The 23,094-nt window shown below is 63.2% G+C and carries 19 protein-coding genes; 5 read left to right on the forward strand and 14 right to left on the reverse strand.

Features of this window, described 5'->3' with window-relative positions:
• A complete protein-coding gene (locus tag LDN90_RS06525; protein WP_216926890.1) occupies positions 1–498 on the reverse strand; it encodes a DUF2505 domain-containing protein in 498 nt (165 codons plus the stop codon).
• 50 nt (positions 499–548) lie between these two features.
• On the reverse strand, positions 549–2,162 hold the full coding sequence (locus tag LDN90_RS06530) for an SDR family oxidoreductase (RefSeq protein WP_223948418.1): 1,614 nt from the start codon (positions 2,160–2,162) through the stop codon (positions 549–551).
• A 57-nt stretch (positions 2,163–2,219) separates the two neighbouring features.
• Here LDN90_RS06530 and mfd point away from each other — a divergent pair, with 57 nt between their 5' ends.
• On the forward strand, positions 2,220–5,852 hold the full coding sequence (gene mfd / locus LDN90_RS06535; protein WP_223948419.1) for a transcription-repair coupling factor: 3,633 nt from the start codon (positions 2,220–2,222) through the stop codon (positions 5,850–5,852).
• A 4-nt stretch (positions 5,853–5,856) separates the two neighbouring features.
• Positions 5,857–6,666: a metal-dependent hydrolase gene (locus tag LDN90_RS06540; RefSeq protein ID WP_216926893.1), complete on the forward strand. Its 810-nt coding sequence runs from the start codon at positions 5,857–5,859 to the stop codon at positions 6,664–6,666.
• 92 nt (positions 6,667–6,758) lie between these two features.
• On the opposite strand, the gene LDN90_RS06545 is transcribed toward LDN90_RS06540, so the two are convergent.
• The 11 genes from LDN90_RS06545 to LDN90_RS06595 all read right to left on the reverse strand — a co-directional run bounded on the left by LDN90_RS06545 (position 6,759) and on the right by LDN90_RS06595 (position 18,586).
• Entirely contained in the window at positions 6,759–6,986 is a 228-nt protein-coding gene (locus LDN90_RS06545; RefSeq protein WP_216926894.1) for a hypothetical protein, read from the reverse strand.
• A 52-nt stretch (positions 6,987–7,038) separates the two neighbouring features.
• Positions 7,039–7,731, reverse strand: coding sequence for a deoxyribose-phosphate aldolase (gene deoC / locus LDN90_RS06550; RefSeq protein WP_223948420.1), 693 nt, complete (start codon positions 7,729–7,731; stop codon positions 7,039–7,041).
• A 127-nt stretch (positions 7,732–7,858) separates the two neighbouring features.
• The gene (locus LDN90_RS06555) at positions 7,859–8,734 is read right to left on the reverse strand and encodes an FAD-dependent oxidoreductase (RefSeq protein WP_223948421.1); all 876 of its coding nucleotides are present in this window, start codon (positions 8,732–8,734) and stop codon (positions 7,859–7,861) included.
• A 142-nt stretch (positions 8,735–8,876) separates the two neighbouring features.
• Positions 8,877–10,238, reverse strand: a complete 1,362-nt coding sequence (locus LDN90_RS06560; RefSeq protein ID WP_223948422.1) for a patatin-like phospholipase family protein — start codon at positions 10,236–10,238, stop codon at positions 8,877–8,879.
• Positions 10,235–10,732 (reverse strand): hypothetical protein, encoded by a 498-nt coding sequence (locus LDN90_RS06565; RefSeq protein WP_223948423.1) that lies wholly within the window; start codon positions 10,730–10,732, stop codon positions 10,235–10,237. The genes LDN90_RS06560 and LDN90_RS06565 overlap by 4 nt, the downstream gene beginning before the upstream one ends.
• Positions 10,729–11,211, reverse strand: coding sequence for a hypothetical protein (locus tag LDN90_RS06570; RefSeq protein ID WP_216926898.1), 483 nt, complete (start codon positions 11,209–11,211; stop codon positions 10,729–10,731). The genes LDN90_RS06565 and LDN90_RS06570 overlap by 4 nt, the downstream gene beginning before the upstream one ends.
• The gene (locus LDN90_RS06575; RefSeq protein WP_223948424.1) at positions 11,208–12,191 is read right to left on the reverse strand and encodes an acetoacetate decarboxylase family protein; all 984 of its coding nucleotides are present in this window, start codon (positions 12,189–12,191) and stop codon (positions 11,208–11,210) included. The genes LDN90_RS06570 and LDN90_RS06575 overlap by 4 nt, the downstream gene beginning before the upstream one ends.
• A complete protein-coding gene (locus LDN90_RS06580; RefSeq protein ID WP_223948425.1) occupies positions 12,188–13,243 on the reverse strand; it encodes an alpha/beta hydrolase in 1,056 nt (351 codons plus the stop codon). Before LDN90_RS06580 ends, LDN90_RS06575 begins: the two co-directional genes overlap by 4 nt.
• Positions 13,240–15,306 (reverse strand): hypothetical protein, encoded by a 2,067-nt coding sequence (locus LDN90_RS06585; RefSeq protein ID WP_223948426.1) that lies wholly within the window; start codon positions 15,304–15,306, stop codon positions 13,240–13,242. The genes LDN90_RS06580 and LDN90_RS06585 overlap by 4 nt, the downstream gene beginning before the upstream one ends.
• Positions 15,303–18,011 carry a GMC family oxidoreductase gene (locus LDN90_RS06590; RefSeq protein ID WP_223948427.1) on the reverse strand — a complete coding sequence of 903 codons (2,709 nt, stop codon included), beginning with the start codon at positions 18,009–18,011 and terminating at the stop codon, positions 15,303–15,305. Before LDN90_RS06590 ends, LDN90_RS06585 begins: the two co-directional genes overlap by 4 nt.
• Positions 18,012–18,160: 149 nt before the next feature.
• On the reverse strand, positions 18,161–18,586 hold the full coding sequence (locus tag LDN90_RS06595; protein WP_223948428.1) for a hypothetical protein: 426 nt from the start codon (positions 18,584–18,586) through the stop codon (positions 18,161–18,163).
• A 218-nt stretch (positions 18,587–18,804) separates the two neighbouring features.
• On the opposite strand from LDN90_RS06595, the gene LDN90_RS06600 reads away from it, so the two are divergent.
• The gene (locus LDN90_RS06600; RefSeq protein WP_223948429.1) at positions 18,805–19,401 is read left to right on the forward strand and encodes a dihydrofolate reductase family protein; all 597 of its coding nucleotides are present in this window, start codon (positions 18,805–18,807) and stop codon (positions 19,399–19,401) included.
• 76 nt (positions 19,402–19,477) lie between these two features.
• Positions 19,478–20,467 carry a bile acid:sodium symporter gene (locus LDN90_RS06605; protein WP_223949257.1) on the forward strand — a complete coding sequence of 330 codons (990 nt, stop codon included), beginning with the start codon at positions 19,478–19,480 and terminating at the stop codon, positions 20,465–20,467.
• Between the two features lie 7 nt (positions 20,468–20,474).
• Here LDN90_RS06605 and LDN90_RS06610 read toward each other — a convergent pair whose 3' ends face one another.
• Positions 20,475–21,494 (reverse strand): LacI family DNA-binding transcriptional regulator, encoded by a 1,020-nt coding sequence (locus tag LDN90_RS06610; protein WP_223948430.1) that lies wholly within the window; start codon positions 21,492–21,494, stop codon positions 20,475–20,477.
• Positions 21,495–21,628: 134 nt separating this feature from the next.
• Between LDN90_RS06610 and LDN90_RS06615 the strand changes: the two genes are divergently transcribed.
• Positions 21,629–23,077 (forward strand): sugar porter family MFS transporter, encoded by a 1,449-nt coding sequence (locus LDN90_RS06615; RefSeq protein WP_223948431.1) that lies wholly within the window; start codon positions 21,629–21,631, stop codon positions 23,075–23,077.
• Positions 23,078–23,094 lie beyond the last annotated feature (17 nt).

Below are 23,094 nucleotides of genomic sequence, written 5' to 3' on the forward strand. Positions count from 1 at the left end.
CTAGTGGCTTTCGAGCCAGGCCTGCGCCTGCTGGGACTGGATGTTCAGGGCCTTGCCAACCATCGGCTCAGCAGCATCAGCAATCTTGCCGCCGAGGAACGGAACCGACGAGGACACATTGCCCTCGAGCTCGATGCGGGTGTTCGCGCCTTCAGCAACCAAACGCTGGACGGCGGTGACATCAAGCGGGGCACCGGAGACCTTCAAGGCAATCTTGCTGGCGCGGGAGCCGTCTGCTGCGGGCGCCTCCCACTGCTCGGTCTGCGTGACGGTCAGGCTCTCGCCCACGAACTTGCGGGCGATATCCGGCAAGCGGGTAGTCGGGAGCGTACGAACCGTGGTGGTGCTGAAAGCGCCGGCAGGGTCGCCGTCGATCGTGAACGATTCCAGGGAGCCGCCCACCAGTTCGCTCGTGTGACGCAGGAAGTCTTCGTCGACAAATACGGCCGCTACTCGGTCAACGCTGTGCGGCAGGGTGGTGGATGCACTCAGGGCCATGGGTCCTCCGTGGATATGTTGGTGGTGAAGCTCTTTTAGCTCACAACATCCTACGGGGTGTCCGAGGCCACTCCGGAACCGGCCTGTTGTTCACGTTCATTCGGGGCCGCTTCCTGCTGTGCCTCCTGAAGAGCGGAGGCGGCAGCCGAAATGTTCCGTGCCATCGACGGGAAAATGATCCCGTGGAAGGGGTACACGCCCAGCCAGTAGAACCTGCCCGCCAAACCGCGGGGAAAGAATATGGCGCGCTGCTTGTAAAGGCTCCCGCCGCCGTCGGGCTCCACTGCCAACTCAAGCCATGCACGCCCGGGCGCCCGCATCTCGGCCCGGAGGCGCAGCAAATGTCCGCGGTCTATGGCTTCCACCCGCCACCAGTCCACCACTTCGCCGCTGCCCAGCTTTTTCGGATGCCTCCGGCCGCGCAGCAGCCCGGCGCCACCGGTGAGCTTGTCCAGCCATCCACGCACCCGCCATGCCAGCGGCAGGGAGTACCAGCCGTTCTTGCCACCGATGCCCTCAATGATGGTCCACACATGCTCAGGCTTCGCGTCGCTGTGGAAGGTCCGCTCGTCCAGGAAGACCTTGTAACCGGCCCAATCGGGATCGCTGGGAAGAGGGTCGGCGTCGATTCCGGCATTTGCCCAGGTAGTCTCCACCTGCCCGTCCCGTTCCTTGCCCAAAGCCAAGGCGACGGCACGGCGGTAGGGCGTCAGGCCGCCGTCGGGCTGCGGAATGTAATGATCGACGTCGTGCTCCCGCGACACTGCGTCGTGCTGCAGCGACTGCACCAGCGGCAAGGACATGGACAGCGGAATGGGCGTCACCAGTGCAACCCAAAGGCCGGCGAGCTTGGGCGCCGGAACCGGCAGGGCGATTACCAAACGGCGGGGCAGGCCTCGCTCCACGGCGTACTCGTTCATCATGTCCTTGTACTTCAGGACGTCGCGGGAGCCGATATCGAACGTCCGGTTCAGGCCGTCGGGAAGCGTGGCAGCAGCCACAAGGTAGTGCAGCACATCGCGCACGGCGATGGCTTCGATCCGGTTATTGACCCAGCTGGGTGCCGGCATGACGGGCAGGGTATCGGCCAAGTGGCGGATCATCTCGAACGACGCCGAACCCGAACCGATGACGACTCCCGCCTGGAACACTATGGAATTCACCTCGGATTCAAGGAAGACCCGTCCGACGGTCTCACGGGAACGCATGTGCGTAGAGAGCTCTGCGTTCTCCGGGTGCAGGCCGCCGAGGTAGATAATCCTGTTGACGTAGGCCCGGGTGGCCGCGTCTGCCACGAGTCGCGCCATGGCTTCTTCCTTCGCCTCGAATCCACTGCCCGAAGCCATGGAGTGAACGAGGTAATAGAGCACATCCACACCCTGGAGCGCGTTCTCCAGGCTTCCCGCGTCGGAGAGGGAATCCGTGATGATTTCGACGTCGTCGTGCCATGGAACGTCGGCGATCTTCTGTGGGGAGCGGACCACCACCTTCACGCGGTGGCCAGCCTCGAGAAGCCGAGGGACCAGGCGGCCTCCGATGTAACCGGTGGCGCCCGTGACAAGGACGGTCTTGGATGCCTGGTTTGGCGATGACTGGTTTGGGGATGACTGCAAAGGAACTCCTGGGCTGGAGGGAGGGGTAGGCTGGAATGACCCGGCATTCATTCGAATTTCCGGGCATTTGTGTTGCCTGCCCTTGGACCCACCCTAGGAGTTTCAGCCATGAGCCTCAACGGTCTGCGCCGCGCACTGGCGGAGGACAAGACTTTTGCGCGCGTCCGAACCGAGGCTCAGCGGCCCTTTTCGGCCCGGAGCACGGACTACCAAATCAGCGCCCCTACCGGGATGCGGGCAGTTCTGCTCGCAGAAATGGCCGATGGCCTGGCTGCCCAAGGAACTGAAGCCGGCAGCACGCCTGTTGTGCTGGCGGTTACCGCCACCGGGCGTGAGGCCGAAGACCTGACAGCGGCGCTCGCCTCCTATCTCCCCGCGGACTCCGTGGCCACTTTCCCCAGTTGGGAAACCCTCCCGCACGAGCGCCTCTCACCGCGCTCGGACACCGTGGGCCGAAGGCTCTCCGTCCTGCGCCGCCTGGCCCACCCTGAAACCTCGACGGCGGCACCCTTGCGTGTGGTGGTTGCGCCGGTTCGCGCTGTGGTCCAGCCGATTGTCGCCGGTTTGGGCGACCTCGTCCCCGTCACGCTGCAGGTAGGGCAGGAACGCTCCTTCACCGATGTTGTCCGTGCGCTGTCCGACGCTGCCTATGCCCGGGTTGACATGGTGACGCACCGAGGCGAATTCGCGGTTCGCGGTGGCATCCTGGATGTTTTCCCGCCCACGGAGGACCACCCCATCCGTGTGGAGTTCTTCGGCGATGAGGTTGACCAGATGCGCTGGTTCGCCGTAGCCGATCAGCGCTCGCTGTCTGCACCCGGGATCCACCACCCGACTGAACTGCATGCGCCCCCGTGCCGCGAAATCCTGATCACACCCTCCGTCATGTCCCGTGCAGCCAAGCTCAAAGCCGATATGCCGGCGGCGGCTGACATGCTCGAGAAGATCGCCGGTGGGATCGCCGTTGAAGGCATGGAATCCCTGGCCCCGGTGCTGGTGGATGCCATGGTCCCGTTCGTGGAGCAGCTTCCGGCCGGGTCCCTGAGCGTGGTCATCGAACCGGAAAAAGTACGCACCCGCGCGCACGACCTCGCTGCTACCAACGAAGAGTTCCTGGAAGCCGCTTGGTCAACGGCGTCCGACGGCGGCTCTGCGCCTCTGGATCTGTCCTCACAGGCGTCCACTGACTTGCACGCTGCGAGCTTCCGTTCTCTGACCGACACCCGATCCGCGGCGTTGGAACACGAGGTCTCCTGGTGGTCCATCACCTCGCTCGCGACTGATGAGGACCTGGTGCTGGACATCGACGTCCTGAACCTCCATGCCCGGGAACCGCGCGGTTACCAGGGCGAGGTCGCGGAAATGCTGGACTTCATTGGCTCCCGCGTCCGGGAGCAATGGCGCCTGGTAGTTGTTACTGATGGTCCGGGACCGGCGCAGCGCCTGGTTGAGCTGTTCGACGACGCCGACATCCCCTGTGCACGCGTGGACTCGCTGGATAAGGATCCGCAGCCAGGCATCATCGAGGTGACCACTGCCGCCGTCGGACGCGGTTTTGTCCTTGACGGCCTCAAACTGGGCCTCTTGACTGAAGCGGACCTGCTGGGGCGGGCCACTGCCAGTTCCACCAAGGATATGCGTCGGATGCCGTCCAAGCGGCGGAATGCCGTGGACCCGTTGCAATTGCACGCAGGCGACTTTGTGGTCCATGAGCAGCATGGAATCGGCCGGTTCGTTGAGCTCATTCAACGCAAGGTGACCGGTACGTCGTCTTCGGATGGTGGGCTGCGTGAATACTTGGTGCTGGAGTATGCGGCATCCAAGCGCGGCGCTCCGGGGGACCGTTTGTTTGTTCCCACGGACCAGCTGGATCAGGTCACGCGCTACGTCGGCGGTGACACCCCGGCCTTGAGCAAGATGGGCGGAGCTGACTGGGCCAGCACCAAGTCCAAGGCCCGCAAGGCCGTTAAGGAGATCGCCGGAGAGCTCATCCGGCTCTACTCGGCCCGGATGGCATCCCGCGGACACGCCTTCGCCCCGGACACCCCGTGGCAGCGCGAGCTCGAGGAAGCCTTCCCGTATGTGGAGACCCCGGACCAGCTGACCACCATTAACGAGGTCAAGGCGGACATGGAGCGGGAAATCCCGATGGACCGCCTGGTTTCCGGCGATGTCGGCTACGGTAAAACCGAGATCGCAGTCCGAGCGGCATTCAAAGCTGTCCAGGACGGCAAGCAGGTAGCGGTCCTGGTGCCCACTACGCTGTTGGCCCAGCAGCACTATGAGACCTTCACCGAACGTTTCTCGGGGTTCCCGCTACGCGTGAAGCCCCTTTCGCGTTTCCAGAGCGGCAAGGAAGCCAAAGAAACAGCCGAAGGCGTCAAGAGCGGCGCCGTCGATGTCGTGATCGGTACGCACCGGTTGCTGTCCAAGGACTTTGAGTTCAAGGACCTGGGGTTGGTGATCGTGGATGAAGAGCAGCGCTTTGGTGTGGAACACAAGGAAGCACTGAAGAAAATGCGCACCAACGTGGATGTGCTCGCCATGAGCGCTACGCCGATTCCACGTACTTTGGAGATGTCCCTGACAGGCATCCGTGAGACGTCCACCCTGGCCACCCCGCCGGAGGAACGCCACCCGGTGCTCACCTATGTGGGTCCCTTCACCAACAAGCAGACGTCAGCGGCCATCCGCCGTGAGCTGATGCGCGAGGGGCAGGTGTTCTTCGTGCATAACCGTGTGTCCTCGATCGAACGCATCGCCGCGCAGATCCGCGAGCTGGTTCCGGAGGCAAGGGTGGAAGTGGCACACGGGCAGATGTCCGAGAGTCGCCTCGAGAAGATCATTGTGGACTTCTGGGAGAAACGGTTCGACGTCTTGGTCTGCACCACCATCATTGAGACCGGGCTGGACATCTCCAATGCCAACACCCTGATTGTTGACGGCGCCGACAAGTACGGACTTTCGCAGCTCCACCAGCTCCGTGGCCGTGTTGGTCGTGGCCGTGAACGTGCCTACGCCTACTTCCTCTATCCCTCGGAAAAGCCCCTGGGCGAGGTAGCCCTGGAGCGACTCAAGGCCGTGGCGGCTCACAACGAGCTCGGTGCCGGCATGCAGTTGGCTATGAAGGACCTCGAAATACGTGGTGCGGGCAACCTGCTCGGCGGGGAGCAGTCCGGCCATATCCAGGGAGTGGGCTTCGACCTTTACATCCGGCTCGTAGGCGAGGCTGTTGCCGAGTACCGCGGCGAGGCCGAGGAAAAGGCAGCCGAGATGAAGATCGAACTGCCCGTCAACGCCCACTTGCCGCACGATTATGTGCCCGGTGAGAGGCTGCGCCTGGAGGCCTACCGGAAGTTGGCCGCTGCTGTGACCAACGAGGCCATCGATGAGGTCCTCGCCGAACTCGTGGACCGCTATGGTGAGCCGCCCTTGCCGGCGCAGAACCTCATCGCCGTGGCCCGCTTCCGGGTGGGGGCTCGTGAAGCCGGCCTGTCCGACGTCGCGCTCCAAGGAAACTTCATCCGCTTCTCGCCGGCGCAATTGCCCGAGTCCAAAACCATGCGCCTGAACCGCATGTACCCGGGTTCCCAGGTCAAGCCTGCTCTGGATGCCGTGCTTATTCCCAAACCGAAAACGGCCAGGATCGGCGGCCGTGATCTCCAGGACGCAGAGATCCTTCAGTGGGCGAACAACGTGATCGAAGCGATCTTCTCAGACGTACCCGTAAAGGCAGGCTAACCGAATGATGGGAGGACACCACGCCGCGTCAGGAGCCGCGGCGTGGATAGCTATTGCCTCGACAGGTCCCTACGCCCTGGGCTGGTACCCGCTGGACTCGACTGGCATCCTCATCGGGGCCATGGCGACGGCGGGCACAGCCTTGGTGTGCGACTGGGACCACCGGCACAGCACCATAGCGAATTCGCTGCCGCCGTTATCCAATGTGATTGCGGTGGGCATTGAGAAAGCCAGCGGCGGCCACCGGCAAGGGACCCACTCTCTGTTGGGAGCCTCGGCCTTTGTAGTGCTGGCGGCCATGGCAGCACAATTTCAGATGGTTACACCGGCAGGGAAGCTCTCGGTTGGCGCTGGTTTGCTGTGCATGTTCATGATCAACCTGGCAGCCAAGGCTTTGAACCTGTTTCCGAAGTCGGGCTGGATTACCAACTGGCTGTTCGCCGTGGTGATGGCTGGCCTGGTGACCTGGTTTGCACCGGATCAATGGGGTTGGTTGCCGCTGTCAATGCTGACGGGCGTCGTGGTCCACATTGTCGGGGACATGATTACCGTAGGCGGCGTACCGTTGCTGTGGCCGATCGTTATCAAGCCACCTAAATTCCTGCGGAAATCTCTGATCAGCGGCATCTGGCGGGCCAACGGAGCCTTTTCGATTCCGCTGCTGGGAAGGGCCGGATCACGGCGCGAGTGGCTGGTGCTGATTCCTGTCAGCGGATACGCCATGGTGGGCATGGGCGCGGCGGGCTGGGCTCTCGCTGGGCAGCACTGGCCGGCTATTTTCTCTGCGCTGGGCGGGATGCTGCAGCTGCCCTAGCCGGCCGCGCATCGGCTCCGCCAAAAAGTACGGCTGCCAACCAACAAGAATGGCCCGGGCATTCGCCCGGGCCATGTCATGTTGCGTGAAGTCTAGCTTTCGCCAGCGGAGTCCGAGCGGCCAAGGATGGTCTGCGGAATCCAGAATGCGAGGGCGAACAGGCCCAGGCAGACGGCCATCGGCCACGGGTTGTCCAGGGTGAGGAAGGACAGGGAGTAGATGGCGCCCAGGAAGAGCACGATCACAACCAGGAACAGGACGATGCTTGCGCCGAGGTTGTTCTCTTTTTCAATTGGGGCGCTTGTTGCGTTCTTGGACATTCATTCCTCCTCGGCCCCGCAGGGCTCAAAATCTGTGGCGGTTGCGGATGCCTCAGTAATCCGATGAACCCTGTTCACCTTTGACAATGGCTATTCCGGAACTCGCTCCGATACGTGTTGCACCAGCAGCAATCATAGCCTGTGCGTCAGCCAGGGACCGCACTCCGCCAGACGCTTTGACGCCAACATCGGGCCCAACGGTCTTGCGCATCAAGGCAACGTCTTCAACAGTTGCTCCGCCGCCGTTGAATCCAGTGGAGGTCTTGACGAAGTCAGCCCCTGCCTCCACGGCGGCTTCGCAGGCGATGACCTTCTGTTCATCGGTCAGCATGGACGTCTCGATGATGACCTTCAGTATCGCTTCGCCGGCGTGGACAGCTTCGGCGACGGCGGTGATGTCATCCACCAAAGCACCCTTGTCATTCGCGCGGGCGGCAGCCATGTTGATCACCATGTCAATCTCATCAGCGCCGTCCAACACGGCACCGCGCGCTTCGAACGCCTTGACGTCGCTGGGCGTGGCGCCCATCGGGAACCCAATGACCGAGCAGGTCAGTACTCCGGATCCTTTGAGGGCCTTCGTGACGGTCTTGACCCAGATCGGATTGACGCAGATGGACTTGAATTTGTACTCGACGGCCTCGGCGCACACCTTCAAAACCTCGGCCTCGCTGGCCTCCGGCTTCAACAGTGTGTGGTCGATGTACGAGGCGATGCTTGCAGGCGCGACGGCTTCTTTGCTCATGGGATCCTTCCGTGCCGGGCGTGGCCGGCCCGATGGCCGCAGGGTTGTCACTGCCCGTCAAAGGACCATCTTGCCACATGGTCCGATTGCCAGTCCGGTTGTCCACAGAGGCAGGTGGAGGGGGCAGCTAGGCCGCCATTGCGGGCTGCTGGTTGCCGCCCCATGCACCTAACAGCATCCCTGAGGCGCACAGCATCGCGGAGGACTCGGCAGAAAGCAAAAGGCCCAGTCGGAGACCATCGCAGGAAGCGGCGTCGCCGATCGCCCAGATGCCCGGCACGGAGGTGGCGAGGTCGCGCCCTACTGCGATGCCGCCGTCGGACGCAATCAGGAGACCAGCGCTTTCGGCGAGTTCGCTGCGCGCTATACGTTCCTCGGCGAGGACCACAAGATCGCCGTTCATGCTGCTGCCGTCCTCGAAAACGATGCCGGTCCCGGCCAGGACGGAAGCTGGCATGCCGGCGCCGGCGACGGAAGCAATGACGGCGGCCGGGCGGAGGGTGGTGCGGACGGGACGAACCCCGCGGGCCCGGAGCACGGCCTCTGCCTGGCCCGCTGCGGGACCATTGCCCACGAGGATTCCCAACGGCCGCCGGCCAACGATTTTTGTAACGTCCTTGACCGCTTCACCGATGTTCGCGGCGTCATCGATGGTGGAGTAACTCAGGCCCGCTTCGGCGCCCGCGACCGGCGGGAGGCTTGGAGCTGAACCCGTAGCGATCACCAGCTGGTCGTATGAGAACTCCATGCCGTCCACGGTGGTGACGATCTTCGCGTCGGCGTCAATGAAACTCGCGGCCTGCCCGAACCGGATCGAGACCTGCGGCAGTTCTGCCAGTTCCAGGAGCGCCTCGGGGCATTCGTCGCGATTGCTGAGCACGGTAATGGTGCCATCGAACGGGCGTTGCCGGGAACCTGAGCCGCTGCCCGCCAGCCGCCGCACCAAAGCCTGGGCTGCTGGACCTGCGCCTGCAATGACAACGTGAACGGGTGTGGAGGACATGTTTGGCCCTTTCGCTGGCGTGACCTGTTGATCATCAGCGTAGGATGCCGGTTTTTCGCGGGTGTTTCCCTCTTGTTGCCATCTTTTGCAGATCCGTAGTGCGCTGTTTACCCGCCGGTAATAATGTGGATCACAGTGGAGTTCAGTACCGTTCCAGTAACTCCCGCAAACCGTTGGCAGCGAAGCTGGCCACGGCCTCAGCCCGGTCAACGAAGCCGTGGGCACCCACTGGCTCCACCGAGGCCAGAAGCGCTGCGGCGTCGGCCAGGGTCATTGTCAGGTCGGCGCTCCGGCTGCCCACGCGCAGTCCGTCCACCTTCAATAGAGCCTGGCGCGAGTCGGTCCAGGCATCCGGACCGGGGTCATCCCGCAACGTACGCGTCAAGGACACGTCCTGCCAACCGCCGTCGAGCCTGATCCGAGCACGGTAGGTGACGTCGTGGCCTTCCGTTTCAACGCGTCCATCCGAGAAAAAGACGCGGCCGCCGAAGTGCGGGTGCTCCAGGAATCCGGTGAACTGCGGGGACACAGTGGAACCGGCCGTGGGCAGCACGACGGTGGCCTTGAACGTCAGGGGTGAGCCGTCCAGTTCTCCTCGCAAGGTGTCGTTGAAACGGACGCCCGCCGCAGGTTCTGTCATGGCGGTGCAACTGGCGTCCTTCGGGACGCCGGCTGGCGTCATGGCGTCCAGGTACGCCCGGGCGTCCCGGTAACCCATACCGATCAGGGTGTCGGCGTCGATCCTTCCCAGATAGAATTCCGGGTCCAGCGGGAGCGGATGTTCAGGACGCACCACATGCAGCACAAACTCGCGTCCAGCCGCGCTTGCAACCTCGAAATCAGCGAGAAGTGCTCCCATCGCGCTCATTTCGATCATGTGGACGTACTGCTCCAGGGGCCCGTCACCCCAATATGGCGAGTTGCCGATGCACCAAATCAGCCACACTTCCTCCGCTCCCCGACGCAGGGCTTCGGCTACATTGGCATCGCGCATCCAGACGGCATCCGTCCAGATCTTTCCATCCCGGCGCAGCGGTGTCAGGAAGATGGGCAGTGACATTCCCGCGGCCATGAGCTCCGCGTCAATCGCGGTGGCATCGATGGCGTGGCAGCGCTTGCCGGTGAACTCCACGACGTTGAAGGAACCTTCGACGGCGCCCGGTTCCGCCGCGCGGCCACGGATAGTCGCGTCGTTGATCCCCAGGGCGGGAAAGACCTTGTTCAGGATTCCGTCCGCGTCACCAATAGCGGGCAGCGCCCAGGGACCCTTGAGGTAGTCACCTACCGGCAGGGCTGAGCCGAAGTCCTTCACGTTCACGCCGGACCAGCGGGTGCACATTTCTTCCGGCGACACTCCGGACAGCAGCATCCCCGCCGTCAGGATCCCGCCGGAGCTGCCGTCAACATGGTGGAACTCCAAGCCCTCCTCGGCGAGCGCCCGCATGACGCCGGCCTGCCAGGCCACGCGCATCCCGCCACCGGCGAGCACCAGAGAACGTTTCACGGTTCGGTTCCTCCGGCGGTACCGCCGCCGGCGGTGCCCCCTGAACCTGTGCTCCCGCTGATCCTGCGCCAATAGGCGAACAGGAGTGCCGCCGTCGCGAGGTCAAAGAAGGCGACCAGCAGCGCTGCGGGTGAGAAGACGCCGTTCAGTACCCCGATCCCCACGGCGCCGAATGCCCCGGTTTTCTGCAGACCGGACCAGAGCACCACCTCGGGGGACGGGACGGCATTGAGCAGGGTGTGGAGGAGCAGTCCGCCTACAACCACCATGAACATCCCGACTGTGCCGAAGAGTTGTTGCATACCGGGGGTGGGATCGGCACCGATCAGTGGCAGCACTTGTCCGCCGAAGGGTATCTGCGCGGCACCGGTCAGGACCGTGATGATGGCGATCGCTGCGAGGACGGCGCGCAGCGGATCGGCGGTGGCCCAGGCCCAAACGCCAGGGCGCGACGGGTGGTGGGGCACGGGCTGTGCCGGCTGGTGGGCGGTCATGCGAAGGACTCCAGGAGGCGTCCGCGGTCTACGAGCAGCCACACCATCGAGGCCCAGGTCAGCGTGGAGACGTAGAACCGGATGTCGTTGAGCATCATCCAGCGTTTCAGCAGGGTGCGGAGTTCCGCGTCGTCCGCGAAGTCGCCGCCGCGGATTCGAACGTTGATGGGGATGATGATCCCTTGGCCCACCCAGGTCAGGACGATGATCCCCAGGAGGCAGATGATGGCCGGTACGACGCGGATGGTGCCCCACTCGGACCACACCAGGATGCCGCCCGAGATGAACATGATGGGCACCACGATGGTGAAGAACTTGGTAGCGGCGCGGGTGGGGATGCCGAAGTGCATGTCTACGTTCTCGCGGGCCAGCGAACGCCATGTGGGGTACAGGAAGAACTTGAGCACCCACATGGTGCCCACATACATGGTGGCGCCGAACAGGAAGTAGAGCGCGTTGATGAGCAGTAGCCAGTTCATTGGATGCTTCCCGGAGTGGCGCGGGGGATGGTGCCAGTGACAGCAGCGCCCGGCACCTTGCTCCTATCCGGCGGTGCCAGCCATTCCTGGCTCTGGCCCAGGTTCACGACGCTGTCCAGCATGTCGCCTCCTCGAAGGGCGGCTGCAGCGGATTCCGTGGGTGCGGTGAGGAACCAGGCTTCGTAGTGGTCGTCCAGGACACCGTGGGCTTGCGGCAGCCAGGCGGTGAACACAGGTTTGCTTTCCACTTGAAGGTTCTTCAAAGGCTCGACGCCGGGCGCGTCACCAAGGATGAGGCGCGCCTTGGCCTGTGCTCCGAGGGCGATGTCACCGGTAGCTTCAAAGTAGATGTCCGATTTCCAGAGCATGTTCCGGAAGACGCAGTAGTTCGAGGCGGCAAGCTTCAGCGGCAGCGCTAGTGGTTCCGGCCGTTCTATTTCGATGTAGCAGCCCAGCCGGCCGTCTTTGTCGTACTGTGCTGACACCGTGGAATCAGTGACGACGAAGTCGAGGTTGGCCTGATGCTTCGGCATGCCCCAGATTCCCTTGCCACCCTTCACGGAGATCTCGGAGCTGACGGGCAGGTCCACCACGAACTGGCCCAGTTTGAAGGTTTTCTGGAAGATCAACGGGAGAATCGGCGGGGCCGGCCTGCTGCCGTGGGTGATGGCGATGGCCAGTGAGTATTCGATGTACTTGCCGATGTCCGTGGACTTGTAGTTGACCACGGTGACCACCAGCAGCCCTTTGCCGCCGAGGCTGAAGGGCCGCATCTCCGTGCCGGGGAGTGCGGCCGCTGCGGCTTTCTTGTTGATAGGGAAGGCCGCCATGAGCACCGGGGAGTCGTCCGAATTGACCGGCATGACGTACTTGATGCCGTCGGCAAGGGCGTGCTGGCCGCGGAGGCGTTCCTGGCGTCGGGGAACCGGTGAAGGCATGAGCTTGAGCAACGGGGTAACGAGTTCGGTGAGTGTTTTCATGACGTTGGCTCCTGGGTTTTGTTGAGCTCTTCGACGATGACCGGGAAGGTGTCCTGCCATGCATGCTCGCCGAAGAACACGTCCAGATGGCCGTAGCCGGGAATGAGGTGGAGCGAGTCCTTCCCGGGCCGGTGCTTTTGGAAGAAGTCGAAGGTGCGTTGCTGGCTTTCGGGCAGGAAACAGAGGTTGTCCAGCCCGGCGATGAACGCGAACCGGGCATCGGTTTGGGGTGCCTCGGCGACAAAGTTTTCCGGTAGTTCCGGATGGTTTCCGGCAGCCACCATGTGCCCGGCTTTGATGCTGCGGCCCATCTCCTCGAAGAACGTCACAGGGACCTCGGCGAACTCGCCGCTGAGCCATTGGTGAGTGGCGTCGTCGAGGTTTTCGTGGGCCCACAGCGCAGGGCGGCCGCTGCCGTACGTGAAGCTGACCATCTTGCAGACGATGTTGTCGCACTCCCGATGGGTGGCTTTGACCAGGCCGCGGATGGCACGCGTGAAATAGCCCTGCGATTTATAGCCCCAGGCGGGGGAAAGGTAAGGAGTGAACACCTTGACCACAGGGGTGAGGTAATCGATCTTGAGTCGCGAGAATGCCGGCACCACGGGATGCAGGGACACCGCGTTGGAGACGATCGTGTCCACCTGGGGCAACAGCCCGGCTACGGCGGACATAGTGAACGACGTCGATCCTTGGCAGTGGATGACGGCTTTCATTGTTTCCGCGCCGGTGGCGTTCAGGACATGCTCGACGGCGGCAGGGTGGTCATACACGGCGGCGTCGGCAAGCGTCCAGGACAGGGGATCGAGATCGATGGACGCCCTCCAGTTCAGCATCCACACGTCCCATCCGTCCTCCAGCAGGACGTCCACGATGGTGGTCCGCACGGGCGGCCTGAACAGCTCTGCCCGCACGCCTGAGCCATGGACCAACATGACTGGCCCTTTAGTCACCTCCACCGGTGACGTCACGTGGACCAGGCTCAAGGGCGTGTTGTCCCGGGCCCGGAACGGGATGACCTCTGTCCGGTGCTCGGCACGGGTGATGATCATGGTGCGGTTCCTTTCCGCGTGATGGTGATGGGTTCTTCAAGCAGCCGCACGGCGGGCAGGCCGGACTCTGGGACAAGCCGCGCGCCGTCGTCGTTCGTTGCCAGCTGCCAGTCGCGGCACACTGTGTCCACCACCAATGGGTAGACAGTGAGGTTGCCGTCGGCGGCGAGGTGGAGGCGTAGGAAGCCTTTATGGTCTTCGATGGATTGGCCGGACATTTTCCAGGTAGAGACCTCCCCGCTGGGCGTCGCCAGGATGAACAGCGCGAAGGCCTCACTGCCAACGGCCCAGCCGCCCAGGTACACCAATGCGAGCGCCAGCAGCAGGACCACGACGTCGGGCCAGCCGTTCGGCCAAGGAAGCAGGATCACGACGGCGGCACTCACCGCGAGCGCGGACAGTTGGTAGAGCGCGCCGCGGGTGAAGACCACGATCCCTGCCTTGGCCAGCCCAAGTAGCCGTGCCACGAGTGAGAGGACTGCAAGCAGGAGCGGCACCGCAAGGATCAGGACGACGATGAGGAGCAGCGTGTTTCCGCGGGTCAGGCTGCGGAGGCTGTCCACGAAGGATTCTCCGCGGAACGCGCTGAAGACTGTCCAGAGGGTCACTGCTGCGATCACGTGCACAATGCCCAGGGACAAACCGAAGCCAGGGTTGCGGATGGGAAGCCAGTATTGAGAGAAGGGGTTCGCGAGCCGTGGACCGAGCGTCTGGGAATCGGCCTGGTCCGGGTAGAGCGTGGGCATGCGGGTGAAGTGGCGGGTTGTGGGTGATGCTTGATCGCCGTGAGCGTTCCCGGGTTGGGTGATGCTGGAGGAGACGCCGGGCGCACTCCCGTGACCCGGAAGGTTGAGCTCTTCCGGGAGCCAATGGGCATCTGAAAGGTATGCGCCACCCAGGCCGCAAGTGAACATCTGCGTTCCCGCTGGATCAGGTGGGAGGTCTTGGACGGCTGCTCGCTCTTCGTAGCGGGAATAGTGGTGGAGGTCGCCCGTGAGCCACAGCCGGACGTTGGCGCCCGTCGCCTCGAACAGGCCGGACTCGGGATTAAACCGACGGCGAAGGTAGTCCTGCTCGAAAAAGTTGACCTGCCGGAACTCATTGGGCCCCGGGTGTTCGGCATCAACCCAAAAGGGAGCTGCCACGCACAGGATGATGGCGTCTCCTGGTTGGAGCTGAAGGGTGACGTTCCTGTAAAAGTAGTCCAGTTGTGGTTCGTCGATGTACTGTCCCAGCTGGCTGTCCAGGCCCAGCAGCCACCAACCCGGGGTACCTTCCTGTGGTCCGTCGGAGCCTTGCGTGGGTGATTTCCCCGTGAGCCGGACGGCGAAGTAGCTGCGCGTCTGGATGGTCCGCCAGCCCCCGATGCTTCGTTGCCGGGTGAACATGCGGATGAACGAGGTCAGGCCGTCGTACCAGTCGTGGTTGCCGGGGAGTGCGAGCATGATGGGTGTCTCGTTGTGGGTCCCGCTCTGCGTGCTTCGGTCGGGTTTTACAGCGCTCAGGGGGCCGCGCAACGCAGGGGCTGGCAGCGCCATCCGGTATGGTCCGGCCATCCGATTCTCATAGGCAGCCGGTGAAGCAACGGGGTAGACCTCATCGCCGCCGAGGACCAGCACCCTTCCGCGGGGAAGGTCGTGGCCTTGAACGGTTAGCTTGTCCTGGGCGAGGAGCAGGGCGACGGTGTACGTCGCGTCGAAGCCGTCTCCAAGGTCTGCGGTGTAATCGAGCCACAAGTCAGCGGGGCTCTGTGAGTCGTGTAAGTCCAGGGGCTCGCCGGGGTTTGTGGTGCGGGATGCGTCAAGCTCCCCGGGGGTTGGAAGCCCGCGACTGGTGACCGGCGGCTGGGCTGGTTGGCCGGGGACCGGGAGTTTATCCAGCCGCAAGGGATCGGCAGGGAAGCCGCCCTCGAGTTCCCTTTTGTCTCCGAAGTCCGCGAACACAGTGGCTGCCATGACCTTCAATGCCGTCCGCGCGAGCGACATCGGCGAGAGCCAGCGAACCGCTGCCTGGGGCGTGAATCCCAGGACAGCACGGTGCTTCGCAAGCTCCCAGCTCTTCATCTGCGCGGCCGCAGTGGGCTCCGGACCGGGAACGGGACCCGTTTGAGGCCCCGCCCGTAGACCTCCCACAACTCACCGGCGAACAATTTCATGAAGGACGCCAATCCCGCGGCCGGCGCCGGACCCTCGGCACGGAACGTGGTCAGTTGCTTGGCGAAGTCCAACGGGCGGATGTACAGAATGCCGGCACCGAAGACGTCCTCCTCGCCTGGCTCTTGGACTTCAGAGGATTCCGACGGCGGAACGTGGCCACGCAGGATTCTCGCGTACAGCGTTGTTGTGTCTTGCCAGATATCCAGACCTGCCTCGTTATGGATCAGCTTGTAGCCCGTGAACGTGAACGGCGTTCCGCCCGGGTCCCGAAGCCACAACCGATACAGCATCCGCCTGGCCGGCCTGCCGTCGTCGGAAACGTCTTCCACGAAGAGGTTGAACCAGCCGCGTTCCACCGGCATCCGGCCACCGAAATAGTCTGCGAGCACATACCCCTCCGCCTTCGCAGGGTGGCTCGGATCCTCCACAAACGCGTCCATGTCCTCCGCGGTAATCGTCAGCTCAAACATGATCCTGCGGCTCCGGTCCCTGCCCAGGCTTCGCCCCTTCTCCGGGTCAGGGATACCAGGACTGAACCAGCCGTGCATCTGCTCCGTGAAACGCACAGAAGTAGTGGCGTCTATAGCCGCGGCTTGCTGGGTTTGGGGTTGTGGCAGCCCCAAACCACGGCTCTTTGCTCCTGTCATGGCAGCTGCGCCCCCTCCTGCTGCGCTCGCAGGCCGTTCCTCCCGCGCGCCCTTGCCCTTGGTAGCGTCCGGCGCCAATTCGCGCGTCATCGAAGCATCGACGTCGTGGGCCGGCTCGGCAGCGCCAGCCAAGTCATCACTGGCTGGGTCACTCCCGGCGGCGTCCGCGGGGGTTATTCCCCTGTGTCCGGCACTGCGTGCGTTCTCCAGCATGTGACGACATGCGCGTTCGGCAAAAGCCGCAATGGTCAGGGAAGGGTTGGCGCCCACGGGGCCAGGCATGGCTGCCCCATCCATCACGAACAGGCCGGGATAACCGAACACCTCGCCGTAGGAGTCGCACACCGCCTCGCCCGGGTGGCGGCCCGACGGTGCGCCGCCGATGGGGTGGACCGTGATGACACGTTTGGCCCACCACAGCGGGTTGTCTATGAAATCCCCGTCGAGGTCCTTGGCGATCTCGGACATTGTTCCGCGGACGCGCCCGAAGTACTCCCTGGACGTGGCCATTGTCCATGCGATGGCGAGCCTTCCGTCGCGAAGGGTCATGACGCCGTCGGGGATGTCCCGGCCCATTCCCAGCAGCGGCACGGAACTGGAGGATAGGCGGCCGTCACCTAGTGCTGCGGCGAGGTCGGCGGAGACGTTGGAGCGCCCGGCATCGAAGAGCCTGTCCTTGAGCAGTTGCCGGGCCACTTTGGCTGTGCGTTTGACGGTGGTACTGAGTTGGGCGGTCTCCATGAGCCAGTTCATGAAGGCCGGATACCCGGCGTCCTCCACGTAGTAGCCGCGACCATCGCCGTCGTCGTCGTTGGAATCGGGGATCCTGATCGCGGTGGTGATGACTGGTCCGCGACTGCCGGTGAGTGTTCGCACTCCGGGCGGCGACCCATTGGTGCCCGGAGTCTTGGCGCCCATGATGAACGTCAGGAGATCGCCGTTGCCGCTGAAACGGGTGCCTAGGGCGTCGCTCAGGGCCGGGAGGGAGCTGCGATTACGCAGGAGCAGGAAGTTGGTGCCGAACGTGCCGGCGCCAAGGATGAGGCGGCGGCAGTGAATGATTCGTTCCTTCAGGAGCTCGCCTTGGCGCTCGGGATCGTGCACCACGTAGCGGACCTCGTAACCTCCCCTGGCAAGTGGCCTGATACCGCGCACATCGTGGAATGTGCGGATATCCGCCCCCTGATGCGCGGCCGCGGAAAGGTAGTTGTGGTCCAGCGTGTTCTTGGCGCCGGCGTTGCAGCCGATATCGCATTCACCGCTGAGCGTGCAGGTGGTCCGGACCGTGTTTGGCCCGTGGATGCTGCCGTAGGCCGGGAGGGGGAGGGGCCTGTTGGTTTGGGGTTCCTTGGTGGGTTCCGTCGAAAAAGTGACGGCGATGGGAGGCCTGCTGATGGGTAGGCCAAGGGTTGCGGCGGTCTTCTCCATGGCCATGGTTTTGGGCGTGTCATGGTACGGATAACGGACCGGTTTGAGCATGTCTTCTGCGGCCTTGTAGTACGGATCAAGGTCCGCACGTGTGAAAGGCCAATTCTCGTAACCTCCGCCAGGGATGGGGGACTCGTTGACGAACCATTTTTCGTCCTTGCGCAGGAGGACGTTGGCGTAGATCAGTGAGCCACCGCCCAGCCCGCTGGACACCAGGCCCTCCGTGCCGCGGAATGTCCACGCATCAAAAAGCCCATACAGACCGCGGTCCGGGTCCCAGAAATTCCGGCCCATCTCTGCCGGCGAACGCGCGAAACTTCCGGGCGGATAGGGCTTGCCACGTTCCATGAGCACCACGGATTGTCCGGCCTCTGCCAAGCGGAGCGCCGCCACCGAACCGCCGAATCCGGAACCGACCACCACGGCGTCAACTTTTTCGATGCCTTGTGTATCGATGTGCTGTGCACTGTGGCGTGCCGGAGCGGGTGCGGGTTCCGCACCCGCATTCCCGCTGTTCCCGGTCCCCAGACGACCCATGGCCGTTCCTCTCAGAGGAAAGCTGACCTGAAGGCAGCCCCGGCGTGACCGGGCGGTGCCTCCGGACTATCGCCCTTATGTTCCCACCGGGCCGGGGATCTGTCCATGAGGTGGAGTTATTCCGTTGATCCGGCGTGGCTCGCCGGATGTCACGCGATGATCCGGGTGAAGTTCAGGTCGAAGTCGTGCTCAAGCGGTGCGCCGAGGTAGGTTCCCCGTTCCCATCGGCCAGTGATGGTGCTTCCGTCCTCGCTGATGTGGCCGATGTAGCGTTGCGGCCAATCGGGTCCATCCCGGAAAAGGGTCCACACGTTCCCCTCCAAGGTCATGTCCAGGACACGGGCGACGCCTCGGGAATCGAAGTAGTGTTGCTGAAGTGCGCCGTCTGATCCCGTAGCGCCGATAGTGCAGATTGCATTCGGGAATTCCGGCCTCTCAACAGTGGAGCGTTGGATCAGGAAACCGCCGCCCGGCAACCATTCGAACGTTGTCCGGCCCACCGCGTCCATGCCAGGGGCAGTAGTCTCCCATTCGCCGACCAAGATGTTGAGTCGCTCCAACAGCACGGATGTCATGTGGTCCTCCTGAGATGTGTAGCCCCAGTTTCCGCCGCAGCCGATGATTTGGCGAGGGCTGCGCAGTGTCTGGCAGGGCGCGGGCCGTGGCTTCCTGACCCTCTTTGGCACTCGCCGGCCCACAAATCATCCAAAGGAGGTTGATTATTGGCGTACTCCCTGGCAAAGAAGGTCAGGAGGCAACGCCTAACAGGGTTTACCAGTGGCATGATGGGCAAATGAGCCGAGTGACGTGCGATCTGACCATCTCCCTGGACGGCTTCGTGGCTGGTCCAAACCAGCGAAGGTCGGAGCCACTTGGCGACGGCGGGGAGCTCCTGCACCGATGGATGTTCGAAGAGGCCGAAGCCAACGCGGCCCAGGTTGAAGAAATCCTCGCTGCCGGTGCCTTCATCATGGGCCGCAATATGTTCGCAGGCCCCGGGCCGGATATGTGGGACGAGGAATGGCGGGGATGGTGGGGTGAGGAACCGCCCTATCACGCGCCGGTTTTCGTCCTGACCCACCATCAGCATGAGCCGTTGGAGATGCAGGGCGGCACCACCTTCCATTTCGTGACCGACGGGATCGAATCCGCGCTGGCCCAGGCGCGGGAAGCCGCGGGAAGCAAAGATGTGGCCATCGCTGGCGGAGCCCAGACAGCCCGCCAATACCTTGACGCAGGATTGATGGACGAGCTGCGGCTCCACATTTCGCCCATGATTCTGGGTGGGGGCGAGCGGTTGTTGGACGGCGTGGGCAATCTCAAGCTTGAACCCACGGAAGTGACCGGCACCAAACTCGTCACCCACGTGCGGTACCGCCTACCCCGGTAATCCACCTCCCTTCCAAGCTGATGCTGGTGTCGCGCCTAGCATTGCAAGAGTGAAGACCAAGAACCTCGTCGTCTGGATGGACGAACACCAGATTGGCCTCTACCTGCTGGCCATCGTCATTGGCGGTGGTGTGGGATTCTTGGCGCCGGGCCTCGCCCCGGCATTGGAGCATTCGATCAACCCTGTGCTTGGCCTGTTGCTTTACGCGACTTTCCTGGGGATTCCCTTTGCCTCCATCGGCAAGGCTGCCGGGGACTTCCGCTTCCTGGCCACGGTGCTGGTGTTGAACTTCGTCGTCGTTCCTGTGGTGGTCTTTGGCCTGACGCGGTTCATCGCCGGAGACCAAGCTTTACTCGTCGGCGTCTTGCTGGTGCTGCTCACTCCCTGCATCGACTACGTCATCGTTTTCAGCGGTCTCGCTGGAGGGGCGAGTCACCGGCTTCTGGCGGCCGCGCCGGTATTAATGCTGGCCCAAATGCTCCTGCTCCCGCTTTACCTTCTGCTCTTCGTCGGCCCCGAACTGGTGTCGTCCATCGACCCCGCACCGTTTGTTGAAGCAATCGTCGTTCTGATCATCATCCCCTTGGCTGCGGCTGCGCTGACGCAGGCCCTGGCCCGGAAAGCAAACGCGGGGAGGGCCGTGATGGCCTTGATGCAGGCGTTGATGGTGCCGCTTATGATGGCGACGCTGGCCGTCGTCGTCGGGTCCCAGATCGCAGGCGTGGGCCAAGAGCTCGGCTCCCTGCTCTCCGTGGTGCCGATTTATGCAGCATTCCTGGTGGTCATGGTGCCGCTGGGCATGCTCGCCGCCAAACCTGCGGGGCTCGACGTTGCCGCTACGCGGGCAGTTGTCTTCAGCGGCGCGACCCGCAATTCCCTGGTCGTCCTTCCGCTCGCGTTGGCCCTGCCGGGCCATTTGGCCCTGGCTGCGTTGGTTGTGGTGACCCAAACCCTTGTGGAGCTGATTGGCATGGTGCTCTACGTCCGGTTCCTGCCGATAATCGTGAACAAAGAGCGCAGGAAGCCCTGGCGAACCCATTCACGGCTAACCCCGACCCACAAGTGAAACTCAACTAACCAGCCGTGCCCCTGACCGGCGCCGTCGAGTTGCGCACCACCAATTGCGGCATGAGGCGTTCGTCGGCGATGGGGGCATGCGGATTATTGAGCCGTTCCAGGGCTACTGTGCCGGCAGCCCGACCCAATTCAACGGCATGCAAATCCACGGACGTGAGGTCGATGCCGTGCAGGTGGGCGGTCCTGGAATTGTCGTAGCCCACAAGGGACAAATCGTCGGGAATCGAGAGTCCCCGTGCGTAGGCGGCTTCACGGACGCCGAGGGCTAGTTGGTCGTTGTGGGTGAAAATCGCAGTCGGACGGTCGGAGCGGCTCAGCATCTGTGCGGCCGCACGCTGTCCTGCGTCCGGTGTGAAGTCCTCTGCCGCGACCGTCTGGGGTGCGAGCCCGGCGTCGCGCATTGTTTGCTCGTAACTCCGGCGACGGACGACGTGGCCGTCGTAGACAGGGCCGGACAGATGCGCGATGCGAGTGTGCCCGAGGCTGAGGAGATGTTGGGTTGCCGCCCTGGCTCCCGCAAAGTCATCCGAGTACACGCTGTCCACGCCGAGCACGGGCCGCGTCACACTCACCAGAGGGACGATTCGGGCCATCTCCTGCACGCGTTCGTCCGAGTCCAGCAGCGTAGCTGCGATGATAATTCCGACCCGGGCCTCTATCAGCGATTCCAGCGCGCCGGGATCTACGCCGTCCACGGACCGCGAAACGCTCAGGATGAGCCGGTTGCTGTCTTGGGGGAGCGCTGTTCGGACGCCGCTGAGGACATCAGCGTAGATCTCGTTGCGGATGTCCAGCAGGTAAAGTCCGACGGCGGAACGGTGCTTGCGTGCCAGATCGGCGGCTACTGCGTTTGGCCGGTACCCGAGACGCTTGGCGGCCTCGAAGATGGCCTGCTTCGTTTCGTGGCTGACACCTGGCGCGCCGCGGAATGCGAAAGACACCAAGGTCCGGGAAACGCCCACTTCGCGCGCGACGTCGCTTTGCGTGGCGGGGCGGTGCTGGGGGTCAGGGGCCATAGTTCATCCTCCCACGGGGAAAGAATGAAAAAATGTCATTTGTTAGTTTGACCTTACATTTAAGCCTTTCGCGCGTTAGTCTGTACTTCAGGGCGGGCGACTATGGCCTGCAACACAATGACAAAGGAGTCCCGATGTCTGCTACGCAAACGCAGAGCAAAGGAACCGGCAATGCTGCCCTTCCTCCGCTAACCAATGGCCCGCATCGAAAGCGGCTGGGCCTTGTTGCCCTGGTGGCTACGTTCGGAGGCCTGCTGTTCGGCTACGACACTGGTGTCATCAACGGCGCACTGAGGCCAATGACGGTCGACCTCGCACTGACACCGCTGACCGAAGGGATCGTCACCAGTTCACTGTTGTTTGGGGCCGCTGCCGGAGCAGTCGGCGGCGGGCGCCTGTCAGACGGCTGGGGCCGCAGGAAGACGATCATCCTCCTGGCCGTGCTGTTTTTCGTGGGTACATTGGCCTGTGTCTCGGCGCCAAGCTTTGAGGTCATGGTCATCGGGCGCGTGATCCTCGGCCTGGCCGTTGGCGGTGCTTCCACAGTGGTGCCCGTTTTCCTTGCCGAGCTGGCGCCCTACGAAATCCGTGGTTCCCTGGCCGGGCGGAACGAACTCATGATTGTCATCGGCCAGTTGGCAGCGTTCGTTGTCAACGCCATCATCGGCAATGTCTGGGGCGAAGTGGGCGGGGTCTGGCGCATCATGCTCGCTGTTGCCGCCCTTCCCGCGATCGCACTGTTCTTGGGCATGCTGCGGATGCCGGAATCTCCACGCTGGCTCATCTCAAAGGGCAGGAACTCGGAGGCCTTGGCGGTGCTTAAGACCATTCGTTCGGACGAGCGCGCGGAGGCAGAAATGGCAGATGTGAAGCACCTGGCTGACGAAGAAAGGGCATCGAAGGCTACCTCATGGGGTGCACTGAAGGACAAGTGGATCCTGCGCATCATTCTTGTAGGCATTGGGCTGGGTGTTGCCCAACAGCTGACGGGCATCAACTCGATCATGTACTACGGCCAATCGGTACTCGTTGAGGCCGGATTCGACTCCAACGCCGCCCTCATCGCCAACATCGCGCCCGGTGTGATCGCCGTCGTCGGTGGTGTCATTGCACTGACGCTGATGCAGCGCGTCAACCGCCGCACAACGCTGCTCCTCGGTTTCACGTTGACTACGGTCTGCCACTTCCTCATCGGTATCGCGTCGATCGTCCTCCCGGTGGGCAATGCGGCCAGGCCCTTCGTGATCCTTTTCCTGGTGGTTGCGTTCGTGGGATCGATGCAGACGTTCCTGAACATTGCGGTGTGGGTGATGCTGTCCGAGATCTTCCCGCTGCACGTCCGCGGTTTCGCCATCGGCCTGTCCGTCTTCTGCCTGTGGATCGCAAACGCCCTGCTGGGTCTCTTCTTCCCCACACTTGTTGCCGGGATGGGGATCACGGGAACATTCTTCCTGTTTGGTGTCGTAGGCATCCTCGCCTTGGTATTTATCTACACCCAGGTCCCCGAAACCCGTGGGCGTACGCTGGAGGCTCTCGAAGAGGACGTCACCACCGGCGCCATCTACCTGGTGCACAAGAACTAGTCACGATTCCAAAAAAG

Source organism: Arthrobacter sp. NtRootA1 (genome assembly GCF_019976975.1).
Lineage (GTDB): Bacteria > Actinomycetota > Actinomycetes > Actinomycetales > Micrococcaceae > Arthrobacter > Arthrobacter aromaticivorans.